Source organism: Carnobacterium pleistocenium FTR1, assembly GCF_000744285.1.
Lineage (GTDB): Bacteria > Bacillota > Bacilli > Lactobacillales > Carnobacteriaceae > Carnobacterium_B > Carnobacterium_B pleistocenium.
Window position 1 is genome coordinate 389,731 of sequence record NZ_JQLQ01000002.1, and the last position, 21,306, is coordinate 411,036.

Sequence of the window (21,306 nt, forward strand, 5' to 3'; positions counted from 1 at the left end):
AAAGGGGAAATAAAGTATACAAAGAGGTCATCATCAAAGTATTTAAGGGGGTGATCAGCTAAAAAGGTAACCATATTAATTGAAACAAAAAATTATTAGGAGGAATTAAAAATGACTGAAGAACACACACACGAATCACAACAACATGGAGAACACGAACACAAAGAACAAACAACAGAAGAACTGCACCAAGTGGAGATGACTCAAGAAAAACACGATCACCACAACCCAACGGCTGCCGCTATGACGAATCACATTATTTCAAATCAAGCTTTCTTACATGTGAAATTACACCAATATCATTGGTATGTTAAAGGTCCACATTTCTTTACGCTACATGCAAAATTTGAAGAATTATACGATGAAAATAGTAAGTATTATGACGAAATTGCAGAACGATTGATTGCCTCAGGTGATAAACCAGCATCAACGAATGAAGAGTATACGAAATATAGTTTGGTCGCTGAATCGCCTAAAGATAAATATTTATCAGGTGAAGAAATGGTCGAAAAATTAGTAGATGATTATCGCATGACGAGAGATTTAACAATGAGAACAATTCTTTTGGCACAAAAAGAAGGCGACAACGGGCTAGAAGATGTTATGATCGGGTACAAAAAATACTTGGATAAAACAATTTGGATGTTGCAAGCTTTTCTAGGTAAATCAGCTCTTGAAGGGGAAGAAGACGATGAATAAACCCTTCTTGATAACAAGTGCAGCCACTTTGTCAGCAGTAGGAGTCATGTTTTTCGCACCTGTTACAGCGAGTGCGCATTGTGACACTATGGACGGTCCGGTTATTGGGGACGCGCAAACAGCTATTAAAGAAAACAATATCAACTATATCGCTAAATGGGTAACACCTGAAGAAGAATCCGAATTAACAGACATTTTTAACCAAACAATGGAAGTAAGGGATGATAGCCCAGAAGCGCAAGAACTAGCTGATCAATACTTATTTGAAAATCTAGTTCGAGTTCATCGTGCTGGAGAAGGAGCACCTTATAGTGGAGTAAAACCAGAAGGAACTCCGATGGCTGAAGAAATAGTGGCAGCGGATGAAAGTATTAAAGTAGGGAACTTAGATCCATTGAAAGATTTAGTAGAATCTGAAAAAATACCAGAATTAGAAGAGAGCTTGAATGATGTATTGGCAACAAAAGATTTTGATACGGATGACCTAGATGCAGGTAGAGAATACGTCATGAACTATGTGACATTCACCCACATGGCAGAAGGTGAGGAATTAGAAGGAGGACATGTTGAAGAAAGTCATGAAGCAGCAGAACAAGAAGAAGTAGAAGAAGAAGAAGCTGTTGAAGTCGATGAGACCGAAGTCGAAAAAGCAACAATAAATTGGCTTTCTTGGGGACTAGCAGGTCTATTCTTCATCACCACCATTATTGGATTCAGTAAAAAAAAAGCAAAATAAGTAAAAATAATACCCATCTCGAGTAACTTAATCGAGAAGGGTATTTATTTAAGTAAGAACAGGGGAAAATTATGAAAAAAAACTTGAAACAGTATGTTATTTTTATCATACTTACCGTAATAATCTATTTATTCATAAGAGGATTTCTATTTTTTATGATAGTCGTTCCTAGTCCCTCTATGTACCCGACCATTGATATCGGGGATCGGATAGTTACAACCCGCATTCACCAAGTAGAGAAAATCAATAGGGGAGACATTCTTGTGTTTGATTCCCAAGAGCTAGATGAAACACTCGTTAAAAGAGTGATTGGTCTTCCAAACGATCGGATCGAAATTTTTGAGAATGGGGAAGTATGGGTGAATGGTTCGATACTAAATGAAGAATATGTTGCGTTCAATGGCACCGAATCTGGGTTATACACGGTACCTGAAAATCATTATTTCTTTTTAGGAGATTACCGAATCCATTCGCTGGATAGCCGAAAATGGGATGATCCATATATTTCAGAAGAAAGTCTTCTCGGAAAAGCCCAATGGATTCTTACTCCATGGGAGCGATCAGGAGAATTATAAAATGTCAAAATTTAACTAATGCACGAGCTAAATAAGAGATAGAATCAATTTAGGTAAGTCTAAAAATAAAAAGATAATAGCATAGTTAAATCCATCCTTTCCAAAAATAAAAAATTTGCTCATTTAGAAAGAAGGAAAATCATGAATCAAATTGAAACGTATAATGAAATATTAAATGGAAGCAGTTATTTAGCTTTGGCTACATCTGTTGAGGGAAGAGCCAATGTGCGAGTCGTGAATTATTATGAAAATCCGGTTATACCAGGAGTTTTATACATTCGAACAAAAAAAGATAAACAAAAAGTTGCTGAATTCACTGCAAATCCGGTCGTGGCTTTTTCAACTATCATCAAGTCTAAGTACGAGTATATTCGTGTGCAAAATGCCATTATTGAACAGTGTACAGAACCATTGTCAGAGGAAATAAAAATGGCATTTATAAAACGTGAGCCAAACTTTGTTGCAAAAAAAGATGGGACTATCTTTTTTGCCATCCATTTCCAATCTGCATCTGTTACAATAAACCCGACTAGTCCATCTTTAACAGTTAAGTTCTAATAAGACTTTCAAAGTGGATTTTTAAAAATAAACCAGCATAATCAAATGATGAAAGAATTGGGGAATCAGCATGCAGTATTATACAAAAAGAGGCGATCAAGGCAATACGAATATTATAACAGGTAGAACGGTACGGAAAGACTCTTCTCGAGTAGAAGCTTATGGTACGATTGATGAATTAAATTCCTTAATAGGGCTTATTATCAGTCAGGTCGATGGGGGAAATCGGGAATTAAAAGATGAACTTCTTATGATTCAGCATTTCTTATTCGATTGTGGCACCGATTTAGCAGTACCTGATGAAAAAATACCCTATAAGATTACGGAAGAAGAAACTAGATTTTTGGAACAACGAATCGATTACTATACACCCATTCCTGTAGAAGTTGATAAATTTATTATTCCAGGGGGTTCTCCTTTGGCTGCACATATGCAATTGGCTAGAACAGTGACTAGAAGAGCAGAAAGAAGAATTGTAACTTTTATTAACGAAGAAGAAAAAACAAATAGGCACGTACTAATATTTGTGAACCGTTTGTCTGATTACTTTTTTGCATTGGGTCGAGTCGTAAACCATAATGAGGGCATCAAAGAACCGCTTTATGAACGTGGAGGAACGGTATTTCATGAAAGTTTCAAAACAGCTGATAAAAGAATGAAAAAAGAAGACTGACAGATGATTTAGTATAAGTATAGCTTGAACTGAAGAGTATTCTACCGCTTAAAAGCAGTAGAATACTCTTTTTTTTAACTTTATTTTATAGTAAGTTAAAAAAATAAAAATAAATTGATATTCATCTATATAAGAGTATACTAATCATATAGATGGAATTCGATATCGATAATCATCAATGCTATTGTTATCTTTAAATAAATAAAAATTATTGTGACGACAATGACGGAAGGAGTGATTTTGATGGAACAAGATTATAAAGTATATGCAAAAGCTTTAAAAGTTTTATCAGATGAAACAAGGCTAAAAATCATGGATTTGTTAGGAGATGGTGAATTATGTGCTTGCGATTTATTGAGAGAATTTTCAATCACGCAGCCTACGCTTTCTTACCACATGAAAACCTTGTGTGACAGCGGTTTGGTTGTCAGCAGAAAAGACGGCAGTATGGTGAAATATACCATCGACCACGAATCTTTAGATGCTTTGAAGGCTTTTTTTAAGCACATGTCTAGTGGGATGCCTGTATAAAAAATATAGGAGATGCAACTAATGGACGCATTTACTTGGCTGAATAATCAGCTATTCAAAATGGTATGGTTAAATGATCTGATGGGCAAGTTGGTTGAAAATGTTTTTAGCTTAGACCTCAATAGCCGTAGCGGAGCTAGCTTGCAATTTTTCCTTTTTGATACTATAAAAATCTTTATCCTATTATCGGTATTGATTTTCATGATTTCTTATATACAGAGTTATTTTCCACCAGAACGGACGAAAAATATTTTGGGTCACTTTAGCGGGGTGACAGCTAGTATATTGGCTGCTTTACTTGGTACGGTGACGCCTTTTTGCTCTTGCTCCTCAATCCCGTTGTTTATCGGATTTACCGGTTCTGGATTGCCGTTAGCAGTAACGTTTTCCTTCTTGATTTCTTCCCCATTAGTTGATTTGGCATCTGTCATCTTGCTGGCAAGTATCTTTAATTGGCGGATTGCCTTTGCTTATGTAATTGTCGGTTTATTTTTGGCGGTAGTCGGTGGAACCATCATCGGAAAAGCACACTTAGAAGATCAGGTGGCATCTTTTGTTTATGGTAAAAGCAATGGGGATATTCCTGAAGAGAAATTAACCAGAAAAGACCGAATTGCTTTTAGTGTAGAACAAGTAAAAGATGTCGTCAAAAAAGTATGGGTTTATATATTAGTGGGTGTTGGAATTGGTGCGGCTATTCATAATTGGATACCAGAATCAATTATTACCGCTATTCTAGGTCAAGATAAATGGTACTCCGTATTGGTAGCAGCCATTATTGGTGTACCTATGTATGCAGACATTTTTGGGACTTTGCCAATCGCGGAAGCACTAGCTGTAAAAGGCGTCGGTTTAGGTACAGTCTTAGCCTTTATGATGAGCGTGACAGCTTTGTCTTTGCCGTCACTCATCATGCTAAAGCAAGTTGTAAAAACGAAACTATTGGCTGTCTTCTTCTCAGTCGTCGTTTTGGGAATTATCTTGATTGGCTACTTATTTAATTTCTTTACACCTTTCTTTATGTAAAAAATACAACTATTAACTAGGAGGAATATTATCATGGAAATCAAAATTTTAGGTTCAGGTTGTAAAAATTGTGTGAAATTGGCTGGAAATACAGAAGAAGCGTTGAAGACTTTAGGTATGGAAGCAACTATCACGAAAGTGACCGATTTGCAAGAAATAGTAGCTTACGGAGTTATGAGGACACCCGCACTTGTCATCGATGAGAAAGTTGTTTCTTACGGAAAAGTAACTAAACCGGAAGAAATCGTAGAGATAGTAAAAAATAGATAAAGTAAAAAAAGTGCTGTGCAGGAAAATCTCCTGTATAGCACTTTTTTATTTTTGACATTTGTAATTGACTATATATGAATAAAGTTTTATAGTATATATAGATATATATGTATCTATCTATATATATATACTATCTGCGCGTTTTAAATCGGTTAAGTCCAAAAGGAGAGATAAATAATGACAGAATTGACATTATTCGAACCAGCAATGTGCTGCAGTACAGGCGTATGTGGACCATCTGTTGATGCAGACTTAATTCGGATCACAAGTGTCTTGCAGCTAATACGTCCGTTAGATGGAAAACAATTGGTGCGCTACAATTTGAGTTCGAATCCTAACTCCTTCGTACGCAATCAAAGCATCACAAAATTAATGCAAGAAGAGGGAATCGATTGTTTGCCAGTGACAGTATTAAATAACGAGACAATCGTAAAAAGCAAAGAGTACCCAACCAATAAAGAAATTTCTGAGTGGCTTAAGTTGCGTTTGGAAGAAGTAGAAGTCTCACTTTAAAAGTAGAAAGGAAGATGGAAATGAGTTATGAAGAGTATGCGAAAATTGCCAAAGCTTTATCGGAACCAAAACGTGTGAAAATACTAGATATGTTGTCGTGCGGAGAAATGTGTGCTTGTGATATTTTAGAACATTTTGATTTCACCCAACCAACTTTGTCCCATCATATTAAAGTTTTAGCAGAAGCTGGTTTGGTAACATCTGTCAAGAGTGGAACATGGCAGCATTATTCAATCAATAAAAAAGTAGCGGATCAATACATTCAAGAAACCGTTCAATTATTGATACACTCAGAAGAATGTGTCTGCAAAGTAGAAGGAGATAAGGTTGAGGCAGATAGTTTGTCTTCCGTTATTTCAGGTTGAAAATTTTTTTAATGGAGGAAAGTCATGAAAGAAGCAGAAGTACAAGAAAAAGTCATACTAAAGAATAGCGGAATTGGATTGTGGGAACGTTACTTAAGCCTATGGGTTGCCCTTTCAATGGTTGTAGGTGTATTGCTAGGGCAATTTACACCTGCAATTCCAGAATTTTTAAGTCAATTTGAATATTATAACGTATCCATTCCAACAGCAATATTGATTTGGCTAATGATTTTCCCCATGATGTTAAAAATTGATTTTGGTAGTATAGTCCATGCGACAAAAAAACCAAAAGGGCTTATTTTAACGACGACCATTAATTGGTTGATCAAACCATTTACCATGTTCGCCATATCTGCCTTTTTCTTTTTAGTTGTATTCAGACCGTTTTTAAGTCCAGATTTAGCTCGTGAGTACATAGCTGGTGCTATTCTCTTAGGTGCAGCTCCTTGTACGGCCATGGTATTTGTATGGAGTGAACTAACTAAAGGAGATCCAGCTTACACCTTATTGCAAGTATCAATAAACGATATCATTGTTCTCTTTCTATATGCGCCAATTGTTGCATTGTTATTGGGTATAGGCAATGTCTCTGTGCCTATAAATACACTTTTACTTTCGATTTTTGTGTTCATTGTGATTCCGTTAGCGTTGGGGATCATTGTTAGAAAATATGTCGTTAAGAAAAAAGGAACAAATTATTTTGAAAAAGATTTTGTAAATAAATTTGATGGGACGACGCGAATAGGATTATTATTGACCTTAGTTATTATCTTTTCTTTCCAAGGCGGACGTATTATAAGTAATCCGTTCCATATTTTGTTGATTGCCATTCCGTTGATTATTCAAAGTTTCGTGATTTTTTTCCTTGGGTATGGCGGCGCGAAAGCGTGCAAATTACCATTTTCAATTGCAGCACCAGCAGCTATGGTTGGAACAAGTAATTTTTTTGAACTTGCTGTAGCCGTTTCAATTTCACTGTTCGGATTAAACTCTGGAGCGACTTTAGCAACAGTTGTCGGTGTTTTAGTAGAAGTTCCCATTATGTTATTACTAGTCAGAATCGCAAATAAAACGAAGCATTGGTTTAAAGGATATGAATATTAAACTTAAAATGACAGTAGGGACGATTAAAAGAAAAGAGGAGAAAATATGAAAATCATCGTAATTGGATCCGTTGCTTCAGGTACATCTGTAGCAGCTAAAGCTAGAAGAAACACAGAGGAAGCTGAAATTGTGGTATATGATCAAGGAAAAGATATTTCTTATTCTGTCTGTGGCATTCCTTATCAAATTGGTGGAGAAGTTGAAGAGTTGAGTGAATTAACACCTAGAAATGCGGCATGGTTTAAAAAGAGATACAATGTTTCAGTATTTACTGAACATAAAGTAATTAAAATTGATCATGAAGCCAAACAATTAGAGGTTATGAATCTTATTACTGGTGAAAAAAAAGTAGAACACTATGATGTATTGGTATTTGCAACAGGTGCTTCTTCGTTCACACCACCTCCATTCAACCAAAGAAAGTATGATAATGTTTTCCAAATCCGTAATATCCAGGATGCACGAGATATCGGAGCTTTTTCAACAACGAAACAACCTAAAAAAGCGTTAATTATTGGTGCTGGTTTTATTGGTCTAGAGATGACAGAACAATTAGTGCATAAAGGTTTGGAAGTAACTGTTGTTCAATTAGAGGATCAAGTTATGCCGCCAATGGATGCAGATATGGCTTTCCGAGTAGAAGAGCATATGCGTGAAAAAGGTGTCAATCTTTTCTTGAGCGATACTGTAAAAACAATTGAAGGAGAAAGTTCGATTGAGAGAGTTATCACGACAAATGGCGTTACCATCGAACCAGATATCGTGATTCTTTCTGCAGGTGTCCGTCCAAATACTGAACTAGCTAAGGAAATTGGGGTAGAACTTGGGGCTTCAAGAGCGATTGCGGTAAACAAAAAAATGCAAACGAATTTGCTTGATGTCTATGCTGTTGGAGATGTGGCAGAGAGTTTTTCTGTAATTACTGGCAAACCAATCTATCGTCCACTAGGTTCGACTGCTAATAAAATGGGTCGAATTGCTGGAGATGTCATCACTGGTGGAGATTTAGAACACAGAGGTGTATTAGGAACCGGAATCTTCAGAATTTTTGACCTTGATGTTGGACAAACAGGATTAACGGAAAAAGAAGCTAAAAGAGAAGGATATGATGTTGAAATTTTGCATAATATCAAATCTGATCACGCTGAATATTTAGGTGGTAAAGAATTAATCATCAAGGCATTAGCCGATAAAAAGACTGGTCGTATTCTTGGAGCACAAGCAGTTGGTCAAGGTGGGGTAGACAAACGAATCGACGTTATCGCAACAGCTATCACTTTTAAAGCTAAAGCAGAAGATTTATTCCATTTAGATTTAGCGTATGCTCCGCCATTTGCAACAACAAAAGATCCTATCCTCTATACTGGGATGGCGTTAGATAACGCCTTAAAACGTAATCCGTTACTAACACCAGCTGAGTTAGTTAATCGTCAAAATAATGGAGAATTACTGCAAATCGTTGATACGCGCTCCAAAAAAGACTTTGAAAAGGCTCATTTAGAAGGTGCGGTTCATATCCCACTTGCAGAATTGCGAGAAAGAAATGAAGAGTTGAATAAATCCCTTGTGACAATCACTTATTGCAATAAAGGTGTCACCGGAAATGCTGCTCAAAACGTATTGATCAATGATGGGTTTGAAAAAGTGTATAATTTATCTGGTGGAAATAAAAACTATCAAAGTTATGTCAAAATGTTAGCTCAAAAATAAAGGTCATGCAGTTAGGTAGTTTAAAAACAAAAAGAGCAGTAAATCTATTATTGATAGATTTACTGCTCTTTTTGTTTGCTATTTAATGGAGATAGATCAATGTAAAAGTAGATAAACATAATTGAACTTACTTTCTCGTAAGTACAAAAATTTTTTTATTGCACTGTTTAAGTCTACTAGTTATTTTTTAGACTAAGCCTGTTAAAAAGGCCAGTAATTCATACTGTTTTTCTTCAGGCAAGTGTTTAATTTGAGAAATAAGTTTTTTTTCCACTGGACTTGTTTCTGAATTGAAAAATTCAGAAAGCGTCACACCTAAAACGTTACAAATTGAAGTGAGCGTTTTTAGGGATAATTTGGTTGCATTATTTTCAATTGCTGAAATAAAAGGGGGAGAAACATTGATCTGTTCTGCTAACTCCTTAGCCGTCATATTATTTAATTTGCGAAGGTCTTGAATTCTATTACCGGTTTCCATTGTATTCTCCTTAGATAGAAAATTTATTTTCACTTGATTATATTAACATACTCTATCCGGAATTATATCATAAAAGTAATTTTTAGTTATTTAATATATCTTAAGATATATTTTTGTTTAATTTTATTTACTTATATGTTAATATGTTTTATTGTGAGCTGTTTCTTAAATGTTTTAGAAGGAAGGTATTTATGGAAAAGTATCAAAATGAATGGTTTGGTAATATAAAAGGAGATATCCTAGCAGGAATTGTTGTTTGCTTAGCTTTATTTCCTGAGGTGATTGGCTTTATGCTAGTTGCTGGTGTGGCACCAATTGTTGGAATCTATGCAACATTTTTCATTACAGCAATATCTGCATTTTTTGGAAGTCGACCAGGACTGATTTCAGGAGCTGCAGGATCAATCGCTTTAGTACTAGCGTATCTAGTAGCTGAGTATGGTGTAGAATATCTTTTTGCTGCGACTATTTTAGCCGGAATCATACAAGTCATATTGGGTTTATTTAAGGTAGGAAAGTTAATGCGCTACATACCAAAACCTGTGATGCTTGGTTTCGTAAATGGATTAGGTATTATGATGTTCTTGTCTCAATTGGATCATTTCAAAGGGAATTCCATCTTACTTGTACTTGGGTTTATTGGAATTGCTATTATATTTTTAGCTCCCAAGCTAACAAAAAGAATTCCTGCACCTATTATTTCAATTATAGTCATTACAGCTCTTGTTTTAGGGTTAAATCTAGATGCACAATTATTAGGTGACTTAGGAGCTATTTCAAGTGACCTACCTAAATTTGGTATTCCAAGTGTGCCTATGAATCTAGAAACATTAAAAATCATTTTACCCACATCACTCTCTGTAGCAATAGTTGGATTAGTAGAATCATTATTGACAGCACAATTGGTAGATGAACTGACAGACAAGCCAAGTAATAAAAATCAGGAGTCTATGAGTCAAGGACTTGGAAATATGGTAGCTGGTTTCTTTGGTGGAATCGCTGGTTGCGGTATGATCGGTCAAACCATCATTAATCTTAATTATGGCGGAATTGGGCGTTTAGCAACATTTTTGTCTGGCTTCTTTATGTTAATGTCTGTAGTATTATTCAATCAAGTAGTGGTACAAATTCCAATCGTTGCATTGGCTGCGGTAATGGTAGTCGTAGCTTATGAAACGATTGACTGGAGATCTGTTAAACGATTAAATGTCATGCCGAGAGATGAAAGTTTTGTTATGATTTTAACAATTGGAATTGTTTTAGTTACACATAATTTAGCCTATGGTGTGGTTGCTGGGACTCTAACAAGTGCTGTTTTTGCAGCCTTTAAAATGACCCATTTCCAAGTAGAAAAAGGGACAGCGAACGATGAATATCACTACAAGGCACATGGACATCTTTACTTCGCATCAGCTGAAAAGTTTTTAGATTTTTTTGTTCATGACTTTGAACATGAAGGTGAATTAATTATCGACGTTAGTGCTATGACCTTATGGGATTCAACAGCTGTTGAAGCTATTGATAAATTAATTAGTAAAAATAAAAAATCTGGCTTAACGTTTATCAATGCTAATAAACAAAGCAAAGATTTATTTAATAAGAACTCAACGCATGATTTGAAATAAATCCGCTAGTAATTTTCCTTATTTCGTTTTTTCTAATGAAATCGAGCAATTTCAAAAAAATCCGATTCTATTATGTAAATAGAGTTGGATTTTTTTGTGAGCTTCAATAATTTATTTTTAAGAATAATTCAGAAATCTGATTTTTGGCTATTTACTAAACGATATTGGTGAAATGAGACTCCTTAATGGGAAATTAGAGTGGGGACCTCTAATATTTCACTTCATTTATAAAGATTTATTTTTAGGTTCCCTCACTGTACCATCAGATACGCATATAAAAATGGTTTTGCCTTTATATACTAAAGTGTTCTTATCAATTGATTGAATAAGAAGCGGTGCGCCTAAAAAATCAGTAAGTAACGGATACAGATTAACGTTAAGAAGAGTATAGTTCTTTTATAATTTTAGACCACTTTATTAAGTACAAATAACAGAGCCCCCACTAGTCATTTCTTAAATTAATTATACTTGTTATCCTATTTTGATACCAGTAAAATAAAGCATGTTATTAATGAAGCATTCTCTACTGAATAAGCATTCTAGCGATTTCAGGGTGAAAATAGAGGGATACATAAAAATTGTATAAAATAAAGTGTCAAATTTCTCATTAGTGATCACTTAAATAAGAATTAAATTGCTATTTATGCTACAATCATAGAAGGTTATGATTGTAGGAAATATTCTGAAAATTATTAGTGAAGGTTATTAAAATAGGAACATTCTGATGAAAGAAAATTGAGTTAGTTCTACCTTGGACAGAGTAGTTTAGTTATTTTTTAGTTCCCGTTTCCATTCATTAATAATAGAGAACAGTGTTTTCGTAACACACATCCTAAATTCCTAATTAGTTTTTACTAGCCAAGTAGTAGCTAATGAGGCAAAAAATTATTTTGGGGTGTTTTGACCACCTACTCTTAGGAGTCTTTCAATCTCAAACGATTGAGACTCTGATTATAACAATAAAAATAGTTGGTAGGATTCTACTAGCTATTTTTTTTGTTATCAAATTTTTAGAGAACGAATAAATTGTTGAATAATATTAACTAATTTAGCACTCAATGAAGGCGTAAGAAAACAACTGTGTTTTTTTACAAAGATGTTTGAGCATAAAAAATAGTAAACGAATATTTAATATTAATATGTGAATAATTAGCTGAATGAATTGGTAGCGTTTTATTTTTAGGGTAACTTTGAAGTGTCAAGGAAGTAAATTGATTGAAGGAACAAAGTAGGCTTTTTAGTTATACTTTTTTAAACGTATAATAAATTTGAATTAGAAATATGATACTCGAATTAAATGTAAGCATAAATAGTAAGCTATCTATTGTTAGATTGAACTGCTTATATAAAAACCTAAAAAAAAGTTAGCAGAAACCAAAAGAATTAATAAACCTATTGGAATGATTAAATCTACTATAAAGAAATTAGCTATTATAAACTCCACCATTCTTTTTTTATTTCTAAAGACTTATTCCGAAATTTTTAACAAAAGAGGAAGAATAGTCGACTCTAGTAGCGTGAAAAATATAAAATCTCAACATTCAGCAAATTCTGATTGGACTTACTTTATAAAAGCATGTATACTTTCATGTATTGAAAAAATAGTATGAGTAGGCTAGATTATTTAGCTATTTTAAATTTTGGGGGAAGGCAAGACCTTTCATCCTGTTAGGGAAGGAACGATTTTTAAAAATGAAAGAAAATTTTTGGCAAGATTTACCGCGTCCGTTTTTTGTGCTGGCACCAATGGAAGATGTTACGGATGTAGTCTTTCGACATGTTGTCAGTGAAGCTGGCAGACCAGATGTCTTTTTCACTGAATTTACAAACACAGTGAGTTATTGCCACCCAGAAGGGCGAGACAGTTTACGTGGGCGTTTAACTTTTACGGAAGATGAACAGCCGATTGTCGCTCACATTTGGGGGAATCAACCGGAACACTTTCGTCAAATGAGTATTGGTATGGCAGAAGAAGGGTTTAAGGGTATCGATATCAATATGGGTTGCCCTGTCCCCAATGTAGCCGGAAAAGGAAAAGGTAGCGGCCTTATCAATTACCCAGAAGTAGCTGCAGAATTAATCCAAGCGGCCAAAGCAGGGGGCTTGCCGGTTAGTGTGAAGACGAGACTTGGTTACACGAATATTAGTGAATGGCGTGATTGGTTGACGCATGTGTTGAAACAGGATATTGCGAACCTCTCCATTCATTTGCGAACAAAAAGAGAAATGAGCAAAGGGGATGCTCACTGGGAATTAATTCCAGAAATTAAAAAATTGCGTGATGAAGTAGCACCGAACACGTTGATAACGATAAATGGAGACATCCCAGATCGTGAAACAGGCATGAAGCTTGTGGAAAAATACGGTATTGATGGCGTTATGATTGGACGTGGCGTTTTTAAAAATCCATATGCATTTGAAAAAGAACCGAGAGAGCATAGCAGTAAAGAGTTACTTGATTTATTCCGATTGCATTTGGATCTGTTTGACCACCACTCAGCCAAAGAAGATGAACCTCATTCATTTAAACCGCTACGTCGCTTTTTCAAAATCTACGTTCACGGCATTCGTGGAGCAAGTGATTTAAGAGTTCAATTAATGGAAACAGAAACAACAGATCAAGCGCGAATTTTATTAGATGAATTTGAAGCAAAAAATTCAGATATCATGTTAGAGGAACAAAAGGATTCTCAAGTTGTTAATAACTAATGATAAGACAAGGCGAGCCCACTTATGAGTTTATTTATAAGTGGGCTCGCCTTGTACTGGTTAATAAACTTTATTTGAAAATTTTAAAAGTAGCTAAAAAAGTACCAATGAAGTCTTAAAATAGAATTTTATTAGCTTTATGGATATACTGTACCCATAAAGCTAATAGGAGGGATTCTTATGTGCGGACGTTATCAATTTGTACCCAATGAAAATGATGAAATCAAACGTATTTATGAGCTAGCAAGAAAAGACGCTCCGGATATAAAAACGGGTGAAGTGTTTCCATCTAATACAACGGCCATTATTTTAGTGGATGAACAAAAAAAGGTACAAGTCACAGGAATGAAATGGGGTTTTCCTGGTTTTAAGTCTAGTCAATTAATCATTAATGCGCGTAGTGAAACGGTAAATGAGAAAAAAATGTTTTCTTCAGATTTTCAGGCTACACGTTGTGTCTTCCCTACAACAGGATTTTTTGAATGGACAAAAGAAAAATCGAAGCACCTGTTTACTCTAACTATGCAACCAGTTTATATTTGTGGTTTATATAAGGAATTTAAGGATGGAACAAGAAGTGTTATTTTGACAACTGATTCAAATGAATCGGTAACACCTATTCATAATCGTATGCCAATCCTAATTGAAGAATCAGATATAAAAGATTATTTAACCAATACCGACTTTGCCAATGAATATATAAAAAGAAAAATGCCTAAATTAGAAGTAAGAAAAGCATGAAATCGATTAATAGCAAATTAGTGATTTCAAAAAATATCTAAAAAGCGAATTTTGAATTTGGCATGATTGAAGGGGCTATCTTGAAAAAGAAATGTTTTTGAAAATAAAAAAGAAGAGGAGTTTGTATCTTATAAAACTCTTCTTCTTTTTTATATGACGACTTTGCTTTGACAATCTTTTATCAATAGTACATACTGAAGAGATAGTTTTTTTCACTGGGTAAATTAGGTGGATTAATACATAAATAAAAGAAAGGAAGTTAGGGCATGTTTTTGTGCAATACTACAGGGGGCATTGCCTATTATCGTATGACTAATTTTACTTCAACACTATAAAAATTAGGAGTGTATAGAATGAAAAAATTATCCATACGAGAAGGTTTTGCTTTACTGATTTTGTTATTACTGTTGATAGGTGTCAGCATTATCAAGTTTAATTTAGATCCACAAACGCCTTTACTATTGGCCATTACGTTGCTGATTTTCTGGGGAAAATTCCGTAAATATAGTTGGGATGACATCCATAAGGGTATACAAAGAGGCGTTAGGACGGGTATCATACCAATGATTATCTTTATTCTAATTGGTGCACTCATTTCTATTTGGATCGCTGCTGGGATTATTCCTTCTATGATGGTCATTGGGTTTAAATTATTGAATCCCAGCTTTTTTATTCCATCTGTCTTTTTGATTTGTGCTGTGGTTGGGACGTCCATCGGTTCAGCCTTTACCACCGTTTCTACAATTGGCTTAGCTTTTCTTGGAATGGGAACAGCAATGGGTTTTACTCCTGGTCTGGTGGCAGGAGCTATTGTATCAGGAAGCGTTTTTGGAGATAAAATGTCACCTTTATCCGATAGTACAAATTTATCTGCGGCGGTTGCTGAAGTTGATCTATTTAGACACATAAAAAATCTAATGTGGACAACGATCCCGAGTTTGATTTTATCTACTTTGCTATTTTTATTTTTTGGTATGAATAAACAGCTTGCAACAACGAATCAAGTTGCAGGTTTGACGAAAGTTATAGAATCTAATTTTCAAGTAAATTGGCTAGCTGCAATTCCAATTATCTTCATTTTTATTTTTTCATGGAAACGAATCCCAGCTATTCCAACATTACTGATTAATATTGTCTTATCGATTGGATTATTAAAATTTAATTCGCCAAATGTTAAACTTTCGCAAATTTCAAGTTACCTTCAAGAAGGATACATTTCGACGACAGGCAATGAAATAATCGATGCGCTATTATCAAGAGGCGGAGTGCAAAGTATGATGTGGTCAATTTCACTTATTATTTTAGCCTTGGCTCTTGGAGGATTATTGATGGAGTTCAATATTATTGATACAGTCATGTCTCCTATCTCTAATGCTAACATGTCTACCGGGAGACTAATCCTGGTCACTGCGTTGTCTGCTGTCGGAGTGAACGCTTTGGTCGGAGAACAGTACTTGGCGATCGTACTTCCAGGTAATGCATTTAAGAAGACGTACAAGCAAATGGGTTTATCACCGCTAGCTCTTTCCCGTGTATTAGAAGATGCCGGTGCAGTTGTTAATTCCATGATTCCCTGGGGTGTGAGTGGCGTATTTATTTCTACAGCTCTAGGTGTCCCAACGTTGACTTACTTGCCGTATGCTTTCTTTTGTCTTCTTTGTCCTGTTTTAACTGTCGTTAGCGGATTTACAAATATAGGAATCAAGAAACTTGAGACCACAACTTTATAATGTTATTAAAAGTCGAAAACACGGTTGATAAGTGTTTTCGACTTTTTTATGTTGTTTTTTTGTAATAACACTAACTATAAAATAGGTCAGAAAAATTGATTGAGATCAATTTTTTAATTAGCAGTGCCGACTATACTGAAGGTACAAACAAATAGGAGGAAAAAAATTATGAGTAAAGCCGTATATCAATTAGAACCGTTAACTTGTCCATCTTGTATCAAGAAGATCGAGACTACTTTAAATAAAACTGAGGGCATCGAAACGGCTAAAGTGATGTTCAACTCTAGCAAAGTAAAAACAGCATTTGATGAAACAACGATTGATGCTAGTAAAATCCAAGAAACGATTCAAAAATTAGGTTATCTAGTGTTAAATTCAAAAGTTTCTTAAGTAGTCTTGCAGAAATTGATAAAGATCAATTTTTAAATTATGAGTACTACTTATACTGAAGGTACAAACAAATAGGAGGAAAAAAATTATGAGTAAAGCGGTATATCAATTAGAACCATTAACTTGTCCATCTTGTATTAAAAAAATCGAAACGACTTTAAATAAAACTGAGGGCATCGAAACGGCTAAGGTGATGTTCAATTCTAGCAAAGTAAAAACAGCATTTGATGAAACAACGATTGATGCTAGTAAAATTCAAGAAACGATTCAAAAATTAGGCTATCCAGTATTAAATTCAAAAGTTTCTTAAGTTACGCTTACAGAAATTGATGAAATCAATTTTTGAATTATGAATATCAGTTGTATTGAAGACACCAACAAATAGGAGGAAAAAAATTATGAGTAAAGCGGTATACCAATTAGAACCATTAACTTGTCCATCTTGTATTAAAAAAATCGAAACGACTTTAAACAAAACTGAGGGCATCAAAACGGCTAAGGTAATGTTCAATTCTAGCAAAGTAAAAACAGAATTTGATGAAACAACTATTGAAGCTAGTAAAATTCAAGAAACAATTCAAAAATTAGGCTACCCAGTATTATCTGCTAAAGTATCGTAAGACTACTTGGACATATAAATACTGAAAAATAGTCTGAATAAGGATTCCAACTTTTAGGAGGGGAATCCTTTTTTTTGGAAAAACAGGTGAATGGAGTAGTTTAAAATGGGATTAACATTAGGAATTATTGACCCACATGCTATAGAGATAGGTTCGTTTATTATCCATTGGTATGGTGTTATTATTGCTGCAGCAATGTATTTAGCTATTCATTTAAGTGCAAAAGAGGCAAAGAAAAAAGGACTTAAAGAAGATACAGTTGTCGATATGGCATTATGGGCTATTCCGATTGGCTTTATAGGCGCTCGTCTTTATTATGTTTTATTTGAACTAGATTATTATCTACAAAAACCAGCAGAGATACTAGCTATTTGGAATGGTGGAATTGCTATTTATGGAGGGTTGATTGCAGGTGGCCTCACCTTGTATTGGTACACAAAGAAACATAAAATCTCTTTAGCTTTACTATTAGATGTTTTGGCACCAAATGTTTTATTGGCGCAGTCTATCGGTCGCTGGGGAAATTTCATGAATCAGGAAGCGCATGGAGGGCCCGTCAACCGTTCGTTTTTAGAAAATCTATATTTACCGGAATTTATCATTGACCAAATGAATATTAACGGTACCTACTACTACCCAACATTTTTATACGAGTCTTTATGGAGTCTATTGGGTTTTGTCCTCATTGTTATTTTACGGAATCGTAAGAACGTATTGCGACAAGGAGAAGTAGCACTAAGTTATGTACTTTGGTATTCGGTAGGGAGATTCTTTATTGAAGGTATGAGAACAGATAGTTTATGGGTCGGCGATTTCATGCGTATTTCGCAGGTGTTATCCCTTATCTTGTTTATTGGAGCCATCATTATAGGATATCTTCGCAGACAGGATTACCCTCCAATCCCGTATTATACTAATGAAGTAGAGCAGCAAAAAGAAGGAATGAAAGTAAAGCATCAAACGTAAAAAACAGGTTCCGCAAAACTATCCCGGGATTTTTTATTGATAAGTTTCAATGTTAATCTTAATGAAATCTCTCAGCGCAAAACTTATAATAGATTATTTTTTGAAGGAGGTTAAGGCAAATGAAAAACAAACTAATTTTTGTTATCGGAATAATTGGAATGGTCAGTGGGTTTACAGCAATATTTTATCCATCATTTGGACTAGCACTTCTAGCTTTATTGACAGGTGTCCTGAGTCTATTTCATTCTAAAAAAGAAATGGGTATTCATAATATTGTTTTGGGGATTTTAGCTAGTGCAATACTATTTATATGAAAAAACTAAAAAGAATTGAAATTTAATCATTAAATCAAATTAGCTTGAACTTGATTTTTTATTTTAAGTTTCTCGAACAAAGGCTTAATCTTAATAAATAAAAAAACAGCCTGCTACAGAAGGACTTCATTTCTGTAACAGGCTGTTTTGAATAACTATAGGTGCAAAAATAGTCAACTTTAATCTAAGAATAAGTTTTAAGTGTTATACTTAAGGCAATTGCTGTAAGTAGTAATCTCAAGAAAGTATTTTATTGGAGGAAAAAAAATGAATAAAAGTAATGCACATCATCACCATACCGATGGGTCACATAAAGCTTGCGTATCTTTAGTTCCAATTTTTAATCATTTAGAAGATGAGCAGTTAGATGAAATTATGGCAGCCACGCAATCTGTTTCTTATGAGAAAAATGAACTTATTTACCGTGCTGGAGATGAATCGGATTCTCTTTATATCATTAATAAAGGAAAAGTACGGATCTACAGATTATCAGAATCTGGAAAAGAACAGTTGGTTCGCATTCTGAATCCTGGTGATTTTACTGGTGAAATGGCATTGTTTTCTGAAGCCACACACGAAGCTTATGCTGAAGCTGTAGTAAATACAAAAATCTGTTTAATTAAACGCGCAGAGCTACAAGAATTCTTGTTGAAATATCCTTCTATTTCTTTAAAAGTGATTGCTGAATTTTCAAGTCGCCTTGAGGCCTCTGAAAAGCAAACTACCCGTTTTTCAACAGAAAAAGTTGAAACGCGTATCGCTTTATATTTAGCTGAAAGTCTCGATGCTGAAGATGCTGGAACGGTTGAACTTACGTTAGCGATGAGTAAAAAAGATTTGGCCTCTTATTTAGGAACCACTCCTGAAACAATCAGTCGTAAATTTAATGATTTAGAGGAACGCGGTTACATCAAACAAATTACTCATAAACGGATTAAAATAATTGATTTGGATGGATTGTTATTAGTTTAAGTTAAGAAAAATATTTTTCAACTGCACCTTGGCAATTAAAATTTCTTAAATAGGGAAAAATTGCCGAAGAAAAAATATGAATTCTATTTATTTGTTTTAGGCATGAAAAGATTTACTTACTGGAACTTCACTTTTTTACTTGGTAAAAACATAAGCCGCAAGCCAAGCTGTAATGGGTATAACCAGAATTGCACCAGTCCCGATACAAAAAATCGAAATAACTTCCGAACTAAATACTTTGGAATTGATTACTTCACCGAGTGAGTAGGATAGGTCGTTAAACCATAATAACAAGGCTAAATATCCGCCAATAAAGGCAAAATACAGCGTGTTTGTAGTTGTACTTAAAATATCTTTCCCTATATTCATGCCAGATTTGAAAAGATTGGATCGACTTAGTTTAGGATTGTGTACCCATATTTCATTCATAGCAGAAGCAATAGAAATAGCAGTATCTGTAATGGCACCAATAGATCCCATAATGATCGTACTAATGGCAATCTCAAGAAAATCTATTCCGATATAAAGGTTGAAGAAATTAAATTCTTCAATCTCTTCTATTCCAAACCCCTGTATGTTTGCTCTCTTAACGATGAAAAAGATGACAATTACTAAAAAAAGTAATGTGATCATGGTAGAAATGAAAGCGATCATTGATTTAAGGTTGATTGTATTTATATAAAATAAATTAATGCAACTAATAATGATGCAGGCAAGCAAGGTTAAGAAAATTGGATTGCTTACTCCTTTAGCCATCAATAATATGGTCAAAAGTATAATACCAAAGTTTAAAAAAAGGGCAATAAACGATTTTGTGCCTTTTTCCCCACTAATGATCTTCATTAGTACAAATAAAATAATTGATAAAAGAATTAATACGTTCATTTAGCTACGCTCCTTCTACGAATAAAATAAAGCGTCGTTTGGATACTTATTGGAATGGTCAGCACGATCCCGATGCTTCCAACAAGTGCTCTAGTCAATTCTAAGGATAAATTCATTGATAAAGTGTACCCCCATGTTGAACCATTTTTTAAATAGAGCAAAATCATAGGAATACCGCCACTAACATAGGCAAAGAATAACACATTCGTCATTGTTCCCATGATATCTTTACCTATTTCATTTCCTGATACTTTTAAATCTTTTAAGGAAATAGCATTGTTTTTATCATATAGCTCATATAGTGAAGAAGTTATGGTAATTGCAATATCCATTACCGCACCTAGAGAACCAATTAGAATACTGGCTAAGAATACCTTTTGCGGGGATCTTGTGATAAATGCCATTTCTTCATATCTTAGACCTTGTTCTGCTGTCAGCCACATTGTAAGATAAGCTATGAGAAGAGCAGAAAAGGTGCCCATTATGGTTGCCAAGATAGCAACAAGAGTTTTCTCGTTTTTCCCATTAACTAATAATAAAGATGTTACGGTGAAAAAAATGGCTAACCCGCTAGAGATAAGCAATAAACTTGCTCGTTCTGAATTTATGTAACTGTTTAAGGCAAGGTACAATACAAGTATATTGATTGCTAAACTAATTAATGAAAACAAGCCACTCTTTTTCCCAACAATTAAGACAGTTAGTATAAATAACCAGGCTGCGGCTAAAACATATTTGTCTCGTTTGGGTCCATCGATAGTACCGGTTAATTGAACGCTTTCGCTGCTTTGAATGGCAACAAATAGATTGTCGCCAACTTGATAACGGTGATCAAAAGCTCCAGATGAAGAGTAAGTATTTTCTAGCGAAATCAATTGATCTTTTTGTGCTCCATTCTTAATTTTGCCAACTAAAGTTTGAACAAATAGCTCATCCTCGTTTATTGTTTCAGCAACACTCTTTTTTTCTTTAAGGGTCACTGTTACAACTTCTGCTATCGGTTGATCGTATAGGTTAAAGTTATTTTGAATAAATAACATAGATGCAACAATACATAACAGGCCAAAGCCATATAATAAAACTCTTTTTCTCTTCTCGTTACTGTTCAACTCATTA

At 34.5% G+C, this 21,306-nt stretch carries 25 protein-coding genes; 22 read left to right on the plus strand and 3 right to left on the minus strand.

Annotated elements, in window-relative coordinates:
- Window positions 1-111: 111 nt before the first annotated feature.
- The 12 genes from BP17_RS02015 (at window position 112) to BP17_RS02070 (ending at window position 8,760) form a co-directional block, all read left to right on the plus strand.
- Window positions 112-699, plus strand: coding sequence for a Dps family protein (locus BP17_RS02015; protein ID WP_035051243.1), 588 nt, complete (start codon window positions 112-114; stop codon window positions 697-699).
- Window positions 692-1,435: a DUF6448 family protein gene (locus BP17_RS13615; RefSeq protein WP_232219586.1), complete on the plus strand. Its 744-nt coding sequence runs from the start codon at window positions 692-694 to the stop codon at window positions 1,433-1,435. Before BP17_RS02015 ends, BP17_RS13615 begins: the two co-directional genes overlap by 8 nt.
- A gap of 71 nt (window positions 1,436-1,506) precedes the next feature.
- Complete coding sequence (lepB, locus tag BP17_RS02025; RefSeq protein WP_035051244.1) at window positions 1,507-2,010, plus strand: signal peptidase I; 504 nt, start codon at window positions 1,507-1,509, stop codon at window positions 2,008-2,010.
- Between the two features lie 141 nt (window positions 2,011-2,151).
- Window positions 2,152-2,568: a pyridoxamine 5'-phosphate oxidase family protein gene (locus BP17_RS02030; protein ID WP_035051245.1), complete on the plus strand. Its 417-nt coding sequence runs from the start codon at window positions 2,152-2,154 to the stop codon at window positions 2,566-2,568.
- Between the two features lie 70 nt (window positions 2,569-2,638).
- A complete protein-coding gene (locus BP17_RS02035) occupies window positions 2,639-3,241 on the plus strand; it encodes a cob(I)yrinic acid a,c-diamide adenosyltransferase (protein WP_035051246.1) in 603 nt (200 codons plus the stop codon).
- A gap of 243 nt (window positions 3,242-3,484) precedes the next feature.
- Window positions 3,485-3,772, plus strand: coding sequence for an ArsR/SmtB family transcription factor (locus tag BP17_RS02040; RefSeq protein ID WP_035051247.1), 288 nt, complete (start codon window positions 3,485-3,487; stop codon window positions 3,770-3,772).
- 21 nt (window positions 3,773-3,793) lie between these two features.
- Window positions 3,794-4,798, plus strand: coding sequence for a permease (locus BP17_RS02045; protein ID WP_035051248.1), 1,005 nt, complete (start codon window positions 3,794-3,796; stop codon window positions 4,796-4,798).
- 33 nt (window positions 4,799-4,831) lie between these two features.
- Entirely contained in the window at window positions 4,832-5,068 is a 237-nt protein-coding gene (locus BP17_RS02050) for a thioredoxin family protein (protein WP_035051249.1), read from the plus strand.
- Window positions 5,069-5,245: 177 nt separating this feature from the next.
- Window positions 5,246-5,581: an arsenite efflux transporter metallochaperone ArsD gene (arsD, locus tag BP17_RS02055; RefSeq protein WP_035051250.1), complete on the plus strand. Its 336-nt coding sequence runs from the start codon at window positions 5,246-5,248 to the stop codon at window positions 5,579-5,581.
- A 20-nt stretch (window positions 5,582-5,601) separates the two neighbouring features.
- Window positions 5,602-5,946: an ArsR/SmtB family transcription factor gene (locus tag BP17_RS02060; RefSeq protein WP_035051251.1), complete on the plus strand. Its 345-nt coding sequence runs from the start codon at window positions 5,602-5,604 to the stop codon at window positions 5,944-5,946.
- 24 nt (window positions 5,947-5,970) lie between these two features.
- The gene (gene arsB / locus BP17_RS02065) at window positions 5,971-7,050 is read left to right on the plus strand and encodes an ACR3 family arsenite efflux transporter (protein ID WP_035051252.1); all 1,080 of its coding nucleotides are present in this window, start codon (window positions 5,971-5,973) and stop codon (window positions 7,048-7,050) included.
- A 45-nt stretch (window positions 7,051-7,095) separates the two neighbouring features.
- The gene (locus BP17_RS02070) at window positions 7,096-8,760 is read left to right on the plus strand and encodes an FAD-dependent oxidoreductase (RefSeq protein ID WP_035051253.1); all 1,665 of its coding nucleotides are present in this window, start codon (window positions 7,096-7,098) and stop codon (window positions 8,758-8,760) included.
- 187 nt (window positions 8,761-8,947) lie between these two features.
- On the opposite strand, the gene BP17_RS02075 is transcribed toward BP17_RS02070, so the two are convergent.
- Entirely contained in the window at window positions 8,948-9,238 is a 291-nt protein-coding gene (locus tag BP17_RS02075) for a helix-turn-helix domain-containing protein (protein WP_035051254.1), read from the minus strand.
- 191 nt (window positions 9,239-9,429) lie between these two features.
- On the opposite strand from BP17_RS02075, the gene BP17_RS02080 reads away from it, so the two are divergent.
- From BP17_RS02080 to BP17_RS02125, 10 genes are all read left to right on the plus strand, one after another.
- Window positions 9,430-10,863, plus strand: a complete 1,434-nt coding sequence (locus tag BP17_RS02080) for a SulP family inorganic anion transporter (RefSeq protein ID WP_035051255.1) — start codon at window positions 9,430-9,432, stop codon at window positions 10,861-10,863.
- 1,692 nt (window positions 10,864-12,555) lie between these two features.
- Window positions 12,556-13,572: a tRNA dihydrouridine synthase gene (locus tag BP17_RS02085; RefSeq protein ID WP_035051256.1), complete on the plus strand. Its 1,017-nt coding sequence runs from the start codon at window positions 12,556-12,558 to the stop codon at window positions 13,570-13,572.
- A gap of 180 nt (window positions 13,573-13,752) precedes the next feature.
- Window positions 13,753-14,313: an SOS response-associated peptidase gene (locus BP17_RS02090; RefSeq protein ID WP_035051257.1), complete on the plus strand. Its 561-nt coding sequence runs from the start codon at window positions 13,753-13,755 to the stop codon at window positions 14,311-14,313.
- Window positions 14,314-14,666: 353 nt separating this feature from the next.
- Window positions 14,667-16,043: a Na+/H+ antiporter NhaC gene (nhaC, locus tag BP17_RS02095; protein WP_035051259.1), complete on the plus strand. Its 1,377-nt coding sequence runs from the start codon at window positions 14,667-14,669 to the stop codon at window positions 16,041-16,043.
- A gap of 168 nt (window positions 16,044-16,211) precedes the next feature.
- Window positions 16,212-16,433, plus strand: a complete 222-nt coding sequence (locus BP17_RS02100; RefSeq protein ID WP_035051260.1) for a heavy-metal-associated domain-containing protein — start codon at window positions 16,212-16,214, stop codon at window positions 16,431-16,433.
- A gap of 88 nt (window positions 16,434-16,521) precedes the next feature.
- On the plus strand, window positions 16,522-16,743 hold the full coding sequence (locus BP17_RS02105; protein WP_035051261.1) for a heavy-metal-associated domain-containing protein: 222 nt from the start codon (window positions 16,522-16,524) through the stop codon (window positions 16,741-16,743).
- Window positions 16,744-16,831: 88 nt separating this feature from the next.
- Window positions 16,832-17,053: a heavy-metal-associated domain-containing protein gene (locus BP17_RS02110; protein WP_035051262.1), complete on the plus strand. Its 222-nt coding sequence runs from the start codon at window positions 16,832-16,834 to the stop codon at window positions 17,051-17,053.
- 105 nt (window positions 17,054-17,158) lie between these two features.
- On the plus strand, window positions 17,159-18,019 hold the full coding sequence (gene lgt, locus BP17_RS02115) for a prolipoprotein diacylglyceryl transferase (protein ID WP_035051263.1): 861 nt from the start codon (window positions 17,159-17,161) through the stop codon (window positions 18,017-18,019).
- A gap of 119 nt (window positions 18,020-18,138) precedes the next feature.
- The gene (locus BP17_RS02120; RefSeq protein WP_035051264.1) at window positions 18,139-18,333 is read left to right on the plus strand and encodes a hypothetical protein; all 195 of its coding nucleotides are present in this window, start codon (window positions 18,139-18,141) and stop codon (window positions 18,331-18,333) included.
- A gap of 267 nt (window positions 18,334-18,600) precedes the next feature.
- On the plus strand, window positions 18,601-19,305 hold the full coding sequence (locus BP17_RS02125; RefSeq protein ID WP_035051265.1) for a Crp/Fnr family transcriptional regulator: 705 nt from the start codon (window positions 18,601-18,603) through the stop codon (window positions 19,303-19,305).
- Window positions 19,306-19,440: 135 nt separating this feature from the next.
- On the opposite strand, the gene BP17_RS02130 is transcribed toward BP17_RS02125, so the two are convergent.
- Window positions 19,441-20,190 carry a YibE/F family protein gene (locus BP17_RS02130; protein ID WP_035051266.1) on the minus strand — a complete coding sequence of 250 codons (750 nt, stop codon included), beginning with the start codon at window positions 20,188-20,190 and terminating at the stop codon, window positions 19,441-19,443.
- Complete coding sequence (locus BP17_RS02135) at window positions 20,187-21,299, minus strand: YibE/F family protein (RefSeq protein WP_035051267.1); 1,113 nt, start codon at window positions 21,297-21,299, stop codon at window positions 20,187-20,189. The genes BP17_RS02130 and BP17_RS02135 overlap by 4 nt, the downstream gene beginning before the upstream one ends.
- Between the last annotated feature and the right edge of the window lie 7 nt (window positions 21,300-21,306).